This is a genomic window from Brevibacillus laterosporus (genome assembly GCA_007833815.1).
Classification (GTDB): domain Bacteria; phylum Bacillota; class Bacilli; order Brevibacillales; family Brevibacillaceae; genus Brevibacillus_B; species Brevibacillus_B laterosporus_D.
Map to the genome: position 1 here is coordinate 2,877,435 of CP033464.1, position 19,441 is coordinate 2,896,875.

Here is a 19,441-nt window from a genome sequence, read left to right on the forward strand (position 1 = left end):
GGCAGGTTATGAAATGGCATATTCAGAAAAAATAAGCAGAAATAACGTTGAAGATATCATGGGGCTGTCTCCCCTGCAAGAAGGGATGTTATTTCACTTTTTAAAAGAGCCTGAATTGGAGCAGTATCATGAGCAACTGTCGCTGATGATTTCAGGAAAGTTGGATTTAGCCCTTTTTAAACAAGCTTGGAACGATGTCATTCAAGCTAATGAAATGTTACGAACTCTATATAGATGGAGAGAAGTTAATCAGCCCGTTCAAATCATCTTAAAGGAGCATCAGCTAGCATTTGATTATTACGATTACTCTGACTTAGATACTACTGAGCAAACAGAACGGATTGCTAAACAAAAAGAAGCGGATCTTCGGAAACAATTTACTCTTCTAGAGGTTCCTTTCCGGATTGAGCTTTATAAAATGGCTACTGACCGTTATCAAATGGTAATCAGCAATCACCACATCTTGTATGACGGATGGAGTAACGGCATTATCTTACAAGAATTTTTTCAACGATACCACAGTTTGGAGATAGGACAGCTCTCCTCGTTACCACGCAAGCCTAAGTACAAGGAATACATCAAATGGTTGGAAAATCAAGATCATGAAAAACAGAATGCTTTTTGGAAAGAGTATTTGGAAGGTTTTAATACGCAGACTTCGCTTGCGATTAAAAAACGTAATGCTGTAAAGAAAGGGGATGTCGTCAAGCACAAGATCACGTTGGATCATTTCGTGGCATCGCAAATCGCATCATTTTGCAAAGAACACCAAGTCACGGTGGCGTCACTGTTCTACGCAGCATGGGGACTTCTGCTCAATCGATACAACAATACGGATGACGTGATTTTTGGTACAACGGTTTCAGGACGCTCGGGAAATATTGAGGGTCTCGAAAAAGTCGTTGGACTGTTTATTAACACGCTTCCGCTTCGTTTTAAAACAGATACTGAAAAAGATCTACTTTCTTATACCAAACAAGTCAACCAAGCCATTCAACTAAGAACCCAATTTGAAAGCACGTCGCTCGTGAATATAAAACAGGCGAGTCAACTTGATAAGAAGGAGGAGCTTTTCGATACGCTACTCGTCATTGAAAACTATCCGTTAAACAAACAACTGCTTCAGGAGAACCAAGGCTTACGTGTAACTTCATATGAGATTCACGAGATAACAAATTATGATTTGACAGTTGCAGTGGAATTATTTGAGGAAACTAATATGGTTTTCACCTACGAGCAGACGTTATTTGATCGAGATGTCGTGGAGCGCATGGCGCAACATTATTCAAGGATTATTGCGCAGATCATACAAAGCCCAACGAAACGTTTTGTCGAGCTAGAGCTTTTTTCTACGGGGGAACTTGAGGAGCTAGAAGCATGGAATCAAACCAATGCTTGGTATGCCTACGATCAACCGATATATCGACTATTCAGTGAACAGGCAAAGCGTACACCTGAGAAGATTGCCGTCATTTGCGGTGAAGTAACTCTCACTTATCGTCAATTGGACGAACGTACCAATCAATTGGCACGCACGCTTCGTCAATATGGAGTAGGAGCAGATGCAATTGTAGGAATTTGCATGGAGCGTTCTGTGGAAATGATTGTCGGGTTGTTAGCGATTGCTAAAGCAGGCGGAGCGTATTTGCCGATTGATCCCAAAATTCCTCTTGAACGTCTCAGCTATATTCTGGAGGATAGTGGCACGAAGCTGGTTGTCACTCAGCATGAATTTATAAATAAATTCGCTAAGGAATGCGATACTCTCAATCTGGATGACAAGGACATCTATCACTCTGATGGGAACTCCTTGGATGATATAAGCGGCCCGAGAAATCTAGCCTATGTGATCTATACATCCGGTTCTACTGGAAAGCCTAAAGGGGTATGCATTGAGCACCACTCAGTCGTAAATCGTTTGAACTGGATGCAAAAGGCCTACCCGATTAGCTCCGAAGATGTGATTCTACAGAAAACGCCGTATGTGTTTGATGTATCCGTTTGGGAGCTGTTCTGGTGGGCCATGCAGGGAGCGACGGTTTCTTTTCTCGCACCAGGTCAAGAAGGGAATCCCGAATGCATTGTAGAGACGATTCAACGTGACAAGGTTACGACGATGCATTTCGTTCCTTCCATGCTGCATGTCTTTCTGGAGTTTACCGAAGCCTTTGACCAAGCAGACAAGCTGAGAAGCTTACAACGAGTGTTTGCTAGTGGAGAAGCATTGGGCGTTCATTTGGTGAAACGTTTCAATTCACTGCTTTATGATCGGTATAAAGCGCAATTAATCAATCTGTATGGGCCGACTGAGGCATGCGTGGACGTGTCGTTTTTCAATTGCTCACCTTGGATTGACTATGAAAAGGTGCCAATCGGTAAGCCGATTGACAATACTCAGTTCTTAGTCCTAGATCGTAATCTTATGCTACAGCCAGTAGGCGTCCCAGGTCAGCTGTGCATTTCGGGTGTGGGACTTGCTCGCGGATATGCTAACAAACCCGAGTTGACCCGTGAGAAATTCATAGATCATCCGTTCGATACGGGAAAGAGGCTATATCTGACAGGAGACCTCGCCAGATGGTTGTCGGACGGTAACATCGAATATCTGGGCCGCATCGACTATCAGGTTAAAGTACGCGGATTCCGCATCGAGCTTGGAGAAATTGAGCATCAGCTGCTTGATTTTCCTAGCATGAAGGAAGTTGTTGTACTGGTAAAACAAGATAAAAAGGAAGACGATTATCTTGTTGCTTACGTGGTGTGCGAAGAGGAACTAAACGCGGCAGAGGTAAAGCAATTTCTACTGAAACGTCTTCCTGAATACATGGTTCCAAATACTTTTATTCGCATCGAAGAAATGCCTTTGACCACCAATGGCAAGCTTGATCGCAAAGCATTGCCTGTTCCACAGGTAACCGAATTGACTCAGAAAGCGACTTATGTTAAACCACAAACAGAAATAGAACGGAAGATCGCCGATATTTACAAGGAAGTACTAGAAGTAGAGAGTGTTGGTTTATACGATAACTTCTTTGACATCGGTGGAAATTCGCTGAAGCTGATTCGTATATACAGTCGACTCAGCAAGGCTTTGGGAAAAGAACTGACAGTCGCAACACTATTTCGCTATCCGACAGTAGCTTCGCTCACTCAATATCTGGCACAAGCAGATACAGAGATAGAGAAGGAGGCAAAGGATACCAAGCGAAAGCTGTCACGTCAATTAAACCAAGAATCTCCACATGGAGTGAATGACGGAAAGGGTCAGGACGTCGCTGTGATTGGGATGGCGGGACGGTTCCCAGGAGCAAAGAATATTGATGAGTTCTGGAATAATTTGAAAAATGGGATCGAAAGTATTCGTTTTTTCACGGATGAGGAACTTCTTGAAGCAGGGGCTGACACTGAGTTGATAAAGCGCTCAAACTATGTGAAGGCAAAGGGCTATCTTGACGATTTCGAATATTTTGATGCCTCCTTGTTTGACTATATGCCAAAAGAAGCGGAATTGATGGATCCACAATTGCGACTACTGCATGAGTGCGCTTGGGAAGCATTGGAACATGCAGGTTACTTAAGCGATGAAAGTCCTGACCGTATCGGTACATTCGTTGGGGCATCTTCCAATTTTCATTGGCTCCATCAGGTGGCACGCCAAAACCAAAACTCGCTGGAAGAGTTTTCTGCGATGCTACTTAATGAAAAGGACTTTTTTAGCACTCGCCTTTCCTACAAGTTAAACCTGAAAGGACCAAGTGTGACAGTGCAAACCGCATGTTCGACATCTTTGGTAGCGATTAATATGGCTTATCAGGAACTGATTCAAGGGAACTGCGAGATTGCAATTGCTGGGGGTGTTGGGATTACTTATCCACCAAAAACGGGATATTTATATGAGGACGGAATGATTCACTCCCCTGATGGCCACTGCCGTGCGTTTGACAAGGATGCCAATGGAACGATTGGCGGGAACGGTATTGGGATTGTCGTGTTGAAGAGGCTTCATGCTGCAGTGTTAGATGGTGACACAATCCATGCAGTCATAAAAGGGGGAGCGATCAATAATGATGGAATAGATAAGGTCGGATTTACTGCCCCTGGGGTGACAGGACAAGCGGCAGTCATTCATGAAGCGCAGATACAGGCAGCGATCGAATCGGAAAGCATCAGTTACGTAGAAGCGCATGGAACAGGGACTGCACTAGGCGATCCAATTGAGCTTGAAGCATTACGACTAGCCTTTCAAACAGATAAAAAAGGATACTGCGCAATCGGTTCAGTAAAAACTAACATCGGTCATCTCGATGCCGCTGCTGGCGTAGCCGGCTTTATTAAAACAGTACTTTCACTTCAACATGAACTGCTTCCCCGAGTTTGCACTACAACTCAGTGAATCCAAAAATCGATTTTGCAAACAGTCCATTTTTTGTAAATAATCAGATCACCGCATGGCAACGAGGAATAATCCCACGTCGCGCAGGTGTCAGCTCATTTGGCATGGGTGGTACCAATGCCCATGTGATTCTAGAAGAAGCACCAAAAGCCGTCAATTACCCTGAGAATCGTGATTGGAAGCTACTAATGCTTTCAGCTAAAACCGAAACTGCCTTGAAAAAGGCGGCAGAAAATTTACAGAGCTATCTAAATGCCAAGCCTGACGTAAACCTTTCAGATGTTGCCTATACATTACAGGTTGGACGCAAAACCTTTCCATATCGAAAAGTGATTGTGGCAAATCATGCCCAAGAGGCGGCTGTGTTGCTTGGTCTCCCAGATATGGATAAGGTGATGACCAAACAAGTTGCCAAGCGTAATCGTTCTGTTACGTTTATGTTTTCTGGACAGGGTTCACAGTACATCAATATGGGGCTCAGGTTGTATCAAAAAGAAGAATTATTCCGTACTATCGTGGATACCTGCTCTGAATTACTCAGACCTATAATTGGCTACGATATACGGGAAATCATCTATCCGTCTGAACACAAAATGGAATGGGCGTCTGAAATGTTGACGCAGACGGAAGTGACACAGGTTGTTCTCTTTACGGTGGAATATGCTTTGGCGCAAACATTAATGAAATGGGGTATACAGCCACAGGCAATGATCGGTCACAGCATCGGTGAATACGTTGCAGCTTGCATAGCAGGTGTGTTCTCACTAGAAGATGCGCTAAAACTGGTGACGATGCGAGGCAAACTCATGCAGTCAATGCCAACAGGGGCGATGCTCAGTGTACGACTCACCGAATCAGCTCTTCTTCCGCTTATTCCTGCGGATGTGTCACTAGCCGCAGTAAATAGCTCAGCCTTATGTGTCGTTTCAGGAAGTCATGAAGCGATTGAGACATGCAAAGCATTGTTAATAGAAAAAGGAGTAGAGCACAGTCAGTTGCATACTTCTCATGCTTTCCATTCAGCGATGATGGAGGGAATATTGACTGAGTTTGAATCGGTGGTTCGCACGATTGAACTTCGTGAGCCGAAGATTCCCTATCTCTCTAATGTGACAGGTACTTGGATTTCTATAGAGGATGCGACTGACCCCATGTATTGGGTGAAGCATTTGCGAGGAACGGTTAAGTTTGCTACAGGTGTCAAGGAACTGTTGGACAACGAGCAAGCCATGTTTATTGAGGTAGGGCCAGGGCGCGTACTCAGCATGTTTGTTCATCGACACGCCGACAAAAAACCGAACCACTTTGTCACCAACTTGCTACCTCATCCACAGGAACAAATTGCTGAAGATTTGCTTTTTTATAGAAAAATAGCTCAGTTATGGCTGGAAGGTGTACAGATAGATTGGCGTGCATTCTATGAAAATGAACAGCGGAGAAGAATTCCGCTTCCTGCTTATCCGTTTGAACGGAAACGCTTTTGGACGTGGACGGAAGCTACTCCTACCTCCAGTAAAGCTCATAATCTTTTGCAAGAAAACGTGATTGGCAAAAAAACGAATATAGCAGATTGGTTTTATGTACCCTCATGGGAACGAGTCAATTTGCCTGAAGTTGAAGAAAATCGTCTCGCTTTGGAATCCGTGCTAATTTTTGCAGACGAAACTTCGATAAGCCAGTGTTTGCTAGAAAAACTCCAGCAGACAAACTCAAATATTGTCGTTGTTCGTACAGATACTATGTATTGCAAATTAAACGATCGCAGTTTTGCAATCCATCCGTGTGAAGCAAGCCACTATGACGAGATGCTCCGTGAGATGAAAGAAACGGGATTTACACCAACCAAGGTGTTGCACCTGTGGAGTTTGAGCGAGGGAGAGTATCATGGGCTTGATTGGAAACGAGTAGAGCTAACGCTCGATGTCGGATTTTACAGTCTCGTTTCTTTTGCACAGGCTCTCGGTAGACATATGATTACCGATCCGCTTGATATTCTTGTCGTGACCAATAACACACAAGAGGTAACAGGGGAGGAAGAGCTACAGCCTGAAAAAGCGACGGTGCTTGGATTTGTTAAAATTGCACCTTTAGAATACTCCAATCTCCAATGCCGCAATATTGATATTCTATGTACCTCAGAGCCTCGTAAGCAGGAAAAAGTGGTTCAACAACTATTAGAGGAGCTGGAGATTGTATCAGAGGATAAAGTCGTCGCCTATCGCAACAATTATCGATGGGTACAGATTATGAAAAAATCATACAGGGAATCTCTCATGACGACCCCGCGACTCAAACGGTATGGAGTTTACCTGATAACGGGTGGCATGGGCGGTATGGGCTTTGCCATCGCTAAAGACTTTGCCAAGACCTATCAAGCCAAGCTGATTCTGATTGGCCGTTCGGAATTTCCGACACGTGAAAAATGGAATAATTGGCTAAACAGCCATGCAGAAGATAACACAGTCAGCCAAAAAATCAGAGAGATTCTCCTATTGGAAAGCTATGGAGCAGAAGTTTTCATTGCCAGAGCGGATGTATCGAATCAACTGCAAATGGCTGAGGTCATCCATTGTGCGATTGAGCGTTTCGGTGGAATCAACGGTGTGGTTCACGCTGCTGGAATTGCCGACTATGCAGGATTAATTCAAAATCGGACGCGTGAAACGGTCGAGACAATTCTCGCACCGAAGATACAAGGAACGCTTACCCTTGATTATCTGTTGAGTGAACAAAAGCTGGATTTTTTCATCCTCTGCTCCTCCATAGGTAACGTTTCCTATCATCGCAAGATCGGACAAGTCGCCTATAACGTAGCGAATGAATTCCTTGACGCCTATGCCTTCTATAAAACGGCACGCGACGGCGTTTACACCGTGGCAATTAACTGGCCTGATTGGCAAGAGGTGGGAATGTCTATTGAGTCGGCAAAATATTGGGCGAAAGCTCTCAACAGTAATGTGGAGGCCATACTCCAAGACGGATTGAGTCCATCTGAGGGAGTGGAAGTTCTCAAACGTGCTTTGCACAATTCTTCTCCACAGGTGGTGGTCTCGTCGGAAGACTTGATTAAGAAGCTTGCTGAAGGCTCTGCACATTTCCAAGCCGTATTGGAAAAAGGACAGTTTTCACGTGAAATAAGTCAGCGTCCAGAACTCTCCACCCACTACGTCGCCCCGAAGAGTGAAATTGAAGGAAAGCTTGCGAATATTTGGCAAAAGATGTTCGGCATTGAGCAAGTCGGTATACATGATAACTTCTTTGATTTAGGAGCAAGCTCGCTCGACTTGATACAGGTTAATAGAAGGGTAAAAGAATTGCTCAACCTTGATATATCGGTTGTGACGATGTATGAATACCCGACGATTGCATCACTTGCCGCTTATTTAAGTCAGGAAATGTCGGCGGATAAACAGGTAACGCGGGAGCAAATAAAATCGGATGAGTTGAACAAATCTAAACAACTCATGAAGAGCACAATATTAAAAATGGGGCGGTCCACAAAATGACGAAAAAAGAGGAACAAACTCATCGTACTGGATTGGAAATTGCCGTCATTGGAATCGCAGGTAGATTTCCAGGAGCTGATAACCTAGAACAGTATTGGGAAAATCTTAAAAATAGTGTCGAGACAATCTCTGTCTTTACCGATGAAGAATTACGTATGGCGGGAATTGATCCCGCCCTCTTGCAAAAACCAAACTATGTAAAAGCAAAAGGATACATCGAAGACATTGAACTGTTTGATCCTGGTTTCTTCGGTTATTCTCCACGTGAAGTGGAGATTATGGACCCGCAGATTCGCCTTCTCCAAGAATGTAGTTGGCAAGCGTTAGAGGATGCCGGCTATGACCCGAAATCCTATGAAGGTCTAATAGGTTTATATGTTGGGGCGGCATCCAACTACGAGTGGGTGGCACAGTCCCCACTCATGAAAAACGATGGCGGGGCTGAATTACATGAAGCGGGAACGCTTTGCTACAAAGATGCGATAAGTACCCTTACTTCTTATAAACTAGGACTAAAAGGGCCAAGCTTTACGATGTACACGGCGTGCTCTACCTCTATGCTCAGCATCCACTTGGCTTGCCGCGCACTGCTCACTGGGGAGTGTCACATTGCTTTAGCGGGCGGTGTACGTGTCTCATATCCAAACAAAAAAGGCTATCTCTACGAGCAGGGGCTTACTTCTTCGCCGGACGGACATGTTCGCGCATTCGATGCTGATGCTGGCGGGGCAGTATTTAGTGATGGGGTTGGAATGGTTGTCCTGAAACGACTTGAAGATGCGATTGCTGACGGAGACAATATATCGGCTGTGATTAAAGGATCTGCCGTAAACAACGATGGAGCGCGCAAAGTAGGTTACACTGCGCCAAGCGTAGAGGGACAGTCAGAGGTCATCTTGGCTGCTCAGCATCTTGCGGAGGTGGAGCCAGAAAGTATCAGTTACATCGAAACTCACGGTACGGCCACTAACCTGGGTGATACCATTGAATTTGAAGCCCTTAAACGAGCATTTCAGACCGAACAAAAAAGTTTCTGCGGAATCGGTTCGGTTAAATCCAACATTGGGCACCTTGACACGGCGGCAGGAGTGGCTGGTTTTTTAAAGACAGTACTAGCGTTAAAGCATAAGCAACTTCCACCAACGCTCCACTTTAATCGTCCTAATCCTAGGATTAATCTTGTGAACAGTCCATTCTATGTTGTTAAGGGGTTGCAGGATTGGGAGCATGAGGGCTATCCACTGCGCGCTGGTGTTAGTGCTTTTGGATACGGAGGAACCAACGTTCATGTAATTTTGGAAGAAGCACCTATAATTGAAAGCGAATGTAGTCAAAGCGATCAATACGTTTTTCCATTGTCCGCACGTTCTTTGACTGCATTGGACAACGCTGCAAATCAGTTGGCGGATTATCTCAGCAATCAACTAAAAGTAGAGTTAGCTGATGTAGCATACACGTTGCAGGTTGGACGCAGAGAGTTCCCATATCGCAGAGCCATTGTTGCAACCAATCGAGAGGAAGCAATTGATTCGCTTCTAGCAAGAAAAGGTAATGCTACGCTGGCAGTGGTTCATCAACCTGACGTTATCTTCATGTTTCATAAGCATGGTTTTTCAGATGTTACCTTTTTGCTGGATCTGTATTCATCAGAGCCTACGTTCAAAAATGCACTAGATCGTTGCTTCGACCAGGTGCAAATGATTACGGGCTACGACTTACGCAATGTATTGTTTCCACAATATAACCTCGATGATATTGCACTCGTTCTAAAACAACCAGAAATTTCGGAAGTGGTTTCATTCGTCTTGCAATACGCACTTGCTTCCTTATTTATCGCTCGGGGAGTGGCACCTACGGCGATGATTGGATTTGGTATAGGGGAATACGTGAGTGCAGTACTAGGGGAAGTCATGACTCTTGAGGATGTGTTATCCCTAGTTACTGCCCGTGGAAAGGTTATCTATTCTCAAACGGCGACAGTAGACGACTTCCAGCGATTAGCTCAAGACATACGGTTGCAATCTCCACGACTTCCTTTTATCTCAAGCGTCACAGGTACCTGGATTAACGATCAACAAGCAACTGACTATGGCTACTGGGTACGTCAAATTTATGAGCAGGCGGATGAAGGCATAGGTTTAGAGGAAGTAGCGAAAAATGCCGATGTGTTATTCCTACAATTGTTTGCTTCCAGCGAACAACGCAATCGATTAGCAAAATGTCTTGCCGACAGAGAAGAACGAATCGTGTCTGTAATTGATCAAGAAGAAGGTAACGGTGAGACCAGTCAGGTCTATCAATCACTTGGCACACTCTGGTCACTCGGAAAAACACCAGAGTGGAAGAGTTTCTATGAAGGAGAAAAAAGATGCCGTGTACCTCTTCCAACCTATCCATTCGAAAAACAACGCTATTGGCCTGAGCAGAATTCTATTACCACTCATACTGCCATGCAAAAAACACAAAAGTTGCAAAAAAATGAGAACATGGCGGAGTGGTTCTACCTCCCGACATGGGAACCTTCCACTTTCACAGCGGAAAAAGAGAATAAAGAGAGAAGAAAATATCTGATCTTTACCGATGAAGCGGGAATGGGAAATAAGGTAGCCAACCGTTTGAAAGAAACGGGACATCAGGTTTTAACAGTTGAATATGGGGCTGCTTACAGCAAAAAAACAGAAAGGGAATACGTCATCCAAGCGAGTGAGGAAAATGATTATAAACGGTTGTTCCAAGACCTTCGCAATAATGATAATCTTCCTCAGGAGATCATTCACATGTGGAATGTGAACAAGGAAGATATAGGCACTGCCTCTATGGAGCTCGGCTATTATTCGCTCATTCACTTAGTAAAGGCAATTTCTGGGCAAAATATGATCGCTCCACTCCAAATATCCGTAATAACGAATCACATGCAGAAAGTGACAGATACGGATATCGTTCAACCTGAAAAGGCGATGTTGCTTGCACCCGTCAAAGTTATACCGCAGGAGTTTCAAAATATCCGGTGCCGAAGCATTGATATGGTGGAGACGATAGAACAAAGCTTGAGCCAGGATGCGGTCATTGAACAACTGTTTACGGAGCTTGCTAGCGAGATTGTGGACACAGTTGTTGCGTATCGTAACAAGGAGCGTTACGTGCGCACCTTTAACCAGGTTCCCGTTGACCAATTAGCTGCAACACTTTCCTTAGGTATCGAGGAAACTGCACCGCAATTGCGTAAACAAGGAGTCTATCTGATTACAGGTGGGCTTGGCGGCATTGGCACCAAACTGGCCGAATACCTAGCAAAAACCGTGCAAGCAAAACTAGTACTTTTGGGGCGTTCACAATTGCCACCGCGTACAGAATGGGAAACGTGGCTTGCAAACCACGAAGAAAAAGACGACACAAGCTTAAAAATTCGTCACATCCAGCAGATGGAAGAGTATGGGGCAGAAGTACTCGTAATCAGTGCCAATGTTGTAGATGAAAATCAGATGCGTGATGTCATTGCTCAAGCGGAAGAGAAGTTCGGTGCAATTCATGGGGTAATCCATGCTGCGGGAATTCTTCGGGTGAAGTCAGCTCAATGCATGATGGAAAAGATTAGCAAAGAAGAATGCGAGGAACAGTTCCTGCCGAAATTATATGGAACATTGACGCTGGAAAAAGTTCTGCGTGACAAACCACTTGATTTCTGCCTGCTTGTGTCATCCTTATCACCGATCCTTGGGGGACTAGGATTCGTGGCGTACGCTGCAGCTAATCTCTATCTTGACGCCTTTGCTGAAAAGCAGAGTGTATTGAATCCAAACCGATGGATCAGTGTAAATTGGGGTGATTGGCAATACACTGGAAGGGAGTACGAAAAAACTTTTGTTAGCGAAAGCATCGAACTTCTTGAGATGACCCCTACAGAAGGAACCAAAACGTTCCAATGCGTGTTAGGTCTTGGGGGAGTTCATCAGGTCATCATTTCATCAGGGAATTTATACAGTCGTATTAACCAATGGATCAAGCTGGAGGCTCTACGCGAAGAAGGGCCGAGTGTGAGTGTTAAAAGTAAAGCCTCAAAACAGCAGAACCGTATCCGCAACATGGAAAATAAGCTGAAGATTTCCGAAATAGAGCAAATGATTTCCGAAATATGGATGGATTTTTACCGTGTGGATAGCGTTAATCCAGCAGAAAGCTTCTTTCAATTGGGAGCTACCTCACTAGACATCATCCAAATTCACAATAAGATTGTTAAAACTCTGGAAAGACATATACCAATCGAGGTAATGTTTGAATTTCCGACCATCGAACTACTGGCTAAACATCTGAGCGGTGGAGAAGCAGTGGAGGAAATGGAGGAAGTTTCGAAAGGAAATAAAAACAGCACAAGGAAAATGAGTGGCGATATCGCTGTAATTGGCATGGCAGGACGCTTCCCGGGAGCACAGGATATTTACGCATTCTGGGAGAATCTGAAAAACGGAGTGGAATCAGTCGTTTTTTTCACTGACGAAGAACTTAAAGAAGCCGGCGTAGACCCCGCTCAATCTAGTTTGCCGAACTATGTAAAGGCCAAGGGCTATCTTGAAGGAGCCGAGTATTTCGATTCCGCCTTTTTCGACTACACTCCAAAAGATGCTATGTTGATGGACCCTCAGCTTCGTGTTTTCCATGAATGTACATGGGCGGCATTCGAACACGCAGGTTATAACATTGATTCCTACAAAGGATCTGTCGGGGTATTTGCGGGAGCGTCGCCAAATTTATACTGGCAGGTTATGGCCACGTTGGCTGAAGCGAATGAACCATCAGGACAATTCCTCGCATCGCTATTAAACGACAAAGACTCTTTAAGTACACAGATCTCATATAAATTGAATCTCAAAGGGCCGAGCTCTAACATTTTTACAGGCTGCTCTACTTCGCTTGTATCGATTATTTCTGCTTGCCAAGCACTATCAAACGGACAATGCGATATGGCAATAGCCGGGGGCATTACCCTTACACAACCGGATAAAGCAGGTTACATCTATGAAGAAGGAATGCTGTTCGCAGTAGACGGGCATTGCCGAAGCTTCGATGAAAAGGCAAGTGGAATGCTGTTTGGCGATGGAGTGGGTGTCGTTGTCCTAAAATCGTTGGAGGACGCAGTAGCCGACGGGGATTTTATCCATGCAGTAATCAGAGGATCGGCCATTAACAACGATGGTAATCGTAAAGTTGGCTACACGGCACCGAGCGTGGAGGGACAAGCGGAAGTAATCCGTGCTGCACACTCCAGTGCAAATGTCGAACCCAATAGTATCACCTATATAGAGACTCATGGAACAGCTACCAAATTGGGTGACACGATTGAGATCAGTGCCTTGAAGCAAGCGTTTAACTCAGAAAAACGCCAATATTGTGCAATTGGCTCGGTGAAATCGAATGTTGGTCATCTTAACGCTGCTTCAGGTGTGGCTGGTTTTATCAAAGTTGTCATGTCTATGCAAAACCGTCAAATTCCAGCGAGCTTGCATTTTGAAACGCCGAATAAACAAATTGATTTCGATAACAGTCCTTTTTTCGTCAACACACAGTTGCGAGAATGGAAATCAGAGGAATATCCGCTACGCGGAGGAGTCAGTTCGTTTGGTATCGGTGGTACTAACGCGCATATTGTTCTTGAAGAAGCATCACCCAAATCTATTTCTGGCGATTCCCTACGCGGATGGAAAATGCTCGTCCTCTCCGCTAAAACGGTATCGTCATTGGATCGGATGACACAGAACCTGGGTAACTATCTGGGTAAACATCCTGACGTCAATCTGGCTGATGTCTCCTATACGCTACAGATAGGCAGAAAACCGTTTAGGTATAGACGCACTGTCCTTTGCCAAAGCGTCGAGGAAGCAAGTGAACTGCTTCTGTCCATAGACACTCATAAAATAGACACAGTTATGGCAAAGGGAGAAAATCGTCCCGTCGTATTCATGTTCTCTGGTCAAGGTTCCCAATATGTCAACATGGGACGGGATCTGTATGAGCAGGAGCCGCAGTTCCGTGCAGAAATGGACAAATGCTTTGCTATCCTTGAACCAATGCTAGGTTATGACCTGAGAAACGTTTTGTTTCCGACTGCCAACGAGGATGAGGCCAGAACGAAGATTAACAAAAATGAATGTGGCCAACCGTTACTCTTCATTTTTGAATACGCGCTTTCCCAGCTTCTCATGCAATGGGGGATACAACCGTCGGCCGTAATTGGCTATAGCTTCGGTGAGTATGTGGCTGCGACCATCGCAGGAGTATTCACGCTTCAGGACGTCTTAAAACTGATTGTTGAACGCGGACGACTAATGAACAAAGTGTCCGGTGCTATGCTAAGCGTGCCGCTAAACGCTAAAGAAACAAGTGCAAGAATGGCCGATTTTATAACGAAACATAGCGAAGCCGACATTCGTGCGATATCCTTGGCGATTGATAATGGGCCATCCAGCATTGTGTCAGGATCAGAAAAAGCGATCAAAGAGTTTGAGCTAGAGTTGCGGGCAAACCGCCTGTTGTGCATGCGAGTACCGAGTGAACATGCGGCTCACTCCATTGTTCTCGATCCAATTCTTGAAGATTTTGAGCAGATGATACGGACAATTCCGCTCCAAGAGCCAGAGATTCCATATATCTCGAATGTGACAGGTACATGGGTAACAGCTGAACAAGTACAAGATCCGATGTATTGGGTAACCCATATGCGAGAAACCGTGCGATTTGCTGATGGAATTGAGGTACTCAAACAAGATAAGGACAGCGTTTTTGTTGAGATCGGACCGAGTAGAGACTTAAGCGTACTGCTCAACCGTTTCTTCGAGGGAGAGCCGGAACGGATTTTGCATACGACCAAACACCCACAACAAAAAATCTCTGATGTGTATTTCTTATTGACTAAGCTTGCCCGCTTGTGGGCATTGGGAGTATTTGTAGACTGGACAAACTTCTACGCAGATGAAGAACGTCAACGCATCCCTCTACCAACATATTCCTTTGAACCTACTAGTTACAAGATACAAGCTAATCCGTTTGAATTAAGTCAGAGATTGACTAAAAAGAAGCCACAGCTTCACAAAAAAGAAAATATCAGCGAATGGTTCTACACACCGCAGTGGTCTTCTGTGCCACTTCGGAAGGCGAAAGGTAGTGAATCGCTAGCAGAGCAAAGATGGCTAATTTTTGCTGATGAGAGTGGACTAGGTACAAAAGTGGCAACTGGTATTGAAACTGTAGCGAAATCGGTTGTAATTGTCAAAGCAGGCGAATCCTTCTCAAAATTGGCCGAAAATTGCTATCAGTTGAATCTGAAAGAAGAAGACCACTATTTGAAGCTACTAAGCGAACTTAGCAAGGAAGAAAAACTGCCAACGCGTATCGCTCATTTTTTAGGAGTTACAACAACGGAGCAAAATGCTGCTTCCAACTTGTCTGATTTCCAAAATCGAGGTTTCTACAGCCTGTTTCACTTGGTTAAATCGCTTGTCGGCAAGCAGACAAATGATCAGATAGATATCAAGGTAATTAGCAACAATGTTCATGAAATACTCGGCGATGAAACATTGGTTCCGGAGAAAGCCACCGTGCTTGCCACAGCAATAGTTGCGCCACAGGAGTATTCGTACTTGAATTGCTCCCATATTGACATCGTTTCTCCAGATATGGGAAGCAAGCGAGAGGAAAAGCTTGTTGAACAACTAATAGCTGAGTGTTGTGCTCCCTCCTCCGATAAACTTATTGCTTATCGAGGGAAGAACCGTTGGGTACAAGGCTATGTATCGCATACGATCGACAATGTGATAGAAAATACATCCCCACTTCGCCAAAAAGGCGTTTACCTGATTACGGGAGGTTTAGGCGGTATCGGCCTTATCCTAGCGGAATACCTGGTTAAGACCGTACAAGCTAAATTAATCCTTACGGGGCGCTCAGGCTTACCTGCTCATGAAGATTGGAAAGAGTGGTTGGAGACTCATGATGAAAATAATCTAATCACCCAAAAAATCCGCAAACTGGAAGAGCTGGAACAGTTGGGCGGAGAAGTTCTTGTATGTTCTTGTGATGTCGCGGATAAAGAGCAAATGCAGGCTGTTATCACACAAGCAGAGCAACTTTTTGGTCCGATTAACGGAGTCATTCACGGAGCGGGTGTTTTGGGAGGCAACACCTTTAATCTAATCAAGGAACTCCATGTAGCGGACTGTGAAGAACAATTCCATTCCAAAATGTACGGTTTGCGTGTGCTCTCGGAAGTTCTTTGCGACAAACAGCTTGATTTCTGCCTGTTAATGTCTTCCATTGCTTCTGTATTGGGTGGGCTTGGTTTCACTGCATACTCTGCTGCTAACCTGTACATGGATTACTTTGTACAAAAGTATAACAAAGACGCGCTTGTACCGTGGATAAGCGTGAACTGGAGCGACTGGAAATACTGGAATGACGCTGAAAAGGACACAAGTGTTGGAGGAAGCATCTGGGAACTCTCGATGTTGCCAGAAGAAGGAGTTCAAGCATTCCACCGCATATTGGCCTCAGGGGAAACTTGGATAGCCAACTCTCCAGGTGATTTACAAGTGCGGATCGACCAGTGGGTTCATCTACAGTCGCTTCGTAGTGAAGAGGAAGATGACACAGATATAACACTGCTCCATGCCAGACCAGCTTTAATGAGTCCTTATGTGGAACCGCGTACGGAATTAGAAAAAGAGCTGGTTGAGATTTGGCAGAAAATTTTCCGTGTAAATCAAATTGGGATAGAAGACGACTTCTTTGAACTTGGCGGTGACTCACTCAAAGGCATTACCCTTGTTTCACGCATTCATAAAGAACTGAATGTGGAAATACCGGTTGCACAGCTGTTTGATACACCGACCATTGAAAAACTCTCTACACATATCAATAACGCCGAGAGAAGCGGGTACCTTTCTATCGACGTAGCGGCAAAAAAAGAAGCATATGACCTTTCCTCAGCGCAGAAACGTTTTTACGTTTTGCATCGTCTTCATCCAACTAGCACAGCGTACAACGATACGGCTACCGTATTGCTGGAAGGCGAGCTTGATTTGAAGAGACTGGAACTATCCTTTAAAAATGTAATTCAACGTCATGAAGTGTTCCGCACGTCCATCCAAATGATTGATGATGAGCCAAAACAATTCATTCACGACGAAGTAGAATTTGAATTAATGTACGTAGAAGCGAAAGAAACGGAAGCTCCACAGCTTGTGCGTAATTTTATCAGAGCATTTAATTTGGAAATCGCGCCGTTTTTGCGCATAGGGGTCGTGAGGCTTCATGAGACCAAGCACATTCTGATTGTCGATATTCACCACATCATAACGGACGGTGTTTCTTTTGACATCTTTGTAAGGGATCTCATGAAACTTTACTCTGGTGAAGAACTTCCACAGCTCCGCATCCAATACAAAGACTACGCAGAGTGGCAAAACAGTGAAAGAGAGCAAGAAGTGGTTAAAAAACAGAAGGAGTACTGGATGAACCGTTTCGAAGATCAAATCCCTGTACTCAACCTACCTACAGACTATTCGAGACCGGAAATGTCAAACTTTGTGGGAGATACGCTGTCATTTGAGATCAATCAAGAACTGACTGACAAGATAAGAAAGCTTGTGAGCCAAGAAGAATCTACTTTATATATCGTACTGTTAGCAATCTACAATGCTCTTTTGCATAAATATACGGGACAGGAAGATATAGTTGTCGGCTCTCCAATTGCTGGTAGACCGCATGCTGATTTACAGAACATCATGGGAGTTTTCGTCAACATGCTTCCGATGCGCAACCAGCCGAAAGGAGAGAGAACGTTTAAAACCTTTTTGGCGGAAGTGAAAGAAAACTCTCTGAAAGCTTTTGAAAATCAAAAGTATCAGTATGAAGATTTGGTCCTTAGCCTCGGACTGCAAGGTAATATTACTCGCAATCCACTGTTCGATGTAATGTTTGTCTTACAAAACATGGATACTGAGAAGCTGGAGTTCAATGGACTTCATGTATCTCCGTTTGAATTCGGTCACCAGCGAGCCCAAGTAGACCTGCTACTTCGTGCGGTTGAAGCTCAGGATAAGCTGGAGATGACCATCGAATATTCTACTGAGCTATTTAGACGGGGGACTATGGAGAAGTTTGTCCAACGCTATCTTGAACTTCTGGAGCAAGTTGCTTCGAATGTCCAAATAAAGCTTCAGGATATCACAGTTTCACATGACTTCGAAGAACTCGTGTTGCAAATTGACCAAGGGGATTTCAATTTTTAAAAGAGAGAGGAACGCCTGAGATGACTAGGTTTCTTACTTTGTCTAAGACTGAAAGGGATTCCTATCTTATTGAACAATGAGTGAACCGATTGCAAATAAAGAAAGTAAAAACATGTAGGACAAGCCTGGGAGGATGGTGCTTCCTGCACCATCCGGCTATGTCCGCCCAGTGATGAAGGGAAGCAGGAGGGAACATATTATGGAATTTTGTTGGGCATTACCGGTTGTCCCGACGGATCAATACCAAGAGCTGTATCGGGCGTATACGGATCAAGCTTTGCGTGCTGAAAAAAATAACTTTGACGGAGTGCTTGTTTCTAGCACTCCAACTTCAGTTGATCCCTTTATTGCATCAACCAAGATCGGATTGGAAACAACCAGTATCCGCATACTGTTAGCGCAAAACACTAATCATGTTTTGCCAACTTACACGGCTAAAGCATTGAATACTCTCAATCAGATGATCAACCATCGGGCCGATGTCAATGTGATTACAGGCAGTTCCAGCATTGCCCTTTCCCGTGAAACTCTTGCCGATCCGCATTTGACCAGGTATCAACGCACTAAAGAGTTTATGGAGATCATACAGTTACTTCGAAGGGGAACCGCCAGTTACAAAGGGGATTTTTTCCAAATAAGCAATTGCGACATGTACCCCAAGGAGAATGTAGAGAAGAAAGGACGCTATTTCGTTGCGGGGAGCTCTGAGGAAGCGATGAAAATAGCCGCTCATTTTGGAGATGCGTATATTCTGTATGCGTGCGAGCTCGATTTGATTACAAAACACTACAACAAAGTCAAACAGATGGCGATAGAAAAGGGAAGGAGCATTTCCTTCGGCGTCCTTGTTGATATCATTGCAAGAGAAACAAGCGAAGAAGCGTGGCATGCGGCGCATGAACTATTGGAAAATACATCACCAATTACCAAGCGCATAACACGTGCGTTTCTAAAAACCTCTGATTCTGTAGGACTCGGAAGATATAAAGACCTGACCGCTGAAAACAACTATATGGTAGGCGAAAATCTTTGGGGCGGACTCAGCCAAGTGAACCCGTCGAATTCGATTTCGATCGTTGGCAGTTATGAAGAGGTCATTGAAACACTAAAAAAATATCATGATGCTGGCGCAGAATATTTCCTACTGACCAGTCTGTTACAAGACAACGAAATCGAGCGAATTGGACAAAACATTATCCCGCAGCTAAAAAGAATAAAAGTAACGATAGATTAAAATCATGTATAACCCAATGAGAAAAGCC

4 protein-coding genes are annotated in these 19,441 nt (G+C 44.4%); all 4 read left to right on the forward strand.

Going from position 1 to position 19,441, the window contains the following annotated elements; genetic code table 11:
* Positions 1–13 precede the first annotated feature (13 nt).
* Entirely contained in the window at positions 14–4,393 is a 4,380-nt protein-coding gene (locus tag EEL30_15090) for an amino acid adenylation domain-containing protein (GenBank protein ID QDX93499.1), read from the forward strand.
* Positions 4,375–7,899: an SDR family oxidoreductase gene (locus EEL30_15095; GenBank protein ID QDX93500.1), complete on the forward strand. Its 3,525-nt coding sequence runs from the start codon at positions 4,375–4,377 to the stop codon at positions 7,897–7,899. The genes EEL30_15090 and EEL30_15095 overlap by 19 nt, the downstream gene beginning before the upstream one ends.
* On the forward strand, positions 7,896–18,179 hold the full coding sequence (locus EEL30_15100) for an SDR family NAD(P)-dependent oxidoreductase (GenBank protein ID QDX93501.1): 10,284 nt from the start codon (positions 7,896–7,898) through the stop codon (positions 18,177–18,179). The genes EEL30_15095 and EEL30_15100 overlap by 4 nt, the downstream gene beginning before the upstream one ends.
* A gap of 199 nt (positions 18,180–18,378) precedes the next feature.
* The gene (locus EEL30_15105; GenBank protein QDX93502.1) at positions 18,379–19,413 is read left to right on the forward strand and encodes an LLM class flavin-dependent oxidoreductase; all 1,035 of its coding nucleotides are present in this window, start codon (positions 18,379–18,381) and stop codon (positions 19,411–19,413) included.
* The last annotated feature ends 28 nt before the right edge of the window (positions 19,414–19,441 follow it).

What these genes read in the sequence shown, in the direction of transcription:
- EEL30_15100 (QDX93501.1), top strand. Translation starts at nt 7,896, where the DNA reads ATGACGAAAAAAGAGGAACAAACTCATCGTACTGGATTGGAAATTGCC.
- EEL30_15105 (QDX93502.1), top strand. Translation starts at nt 18,379, where the DNA reads ATGGAATTTTGTTGGGCATTACCGGTTGTCCCGACGGATCAATACCAA.
- EEL30_15090 (QDX93499.1), top strand. Translation starts at nt 14, where the DNA reads ATGGCATATTCAGAAAAAATAAGCAGAAATAACGTTGAAGATATCATG.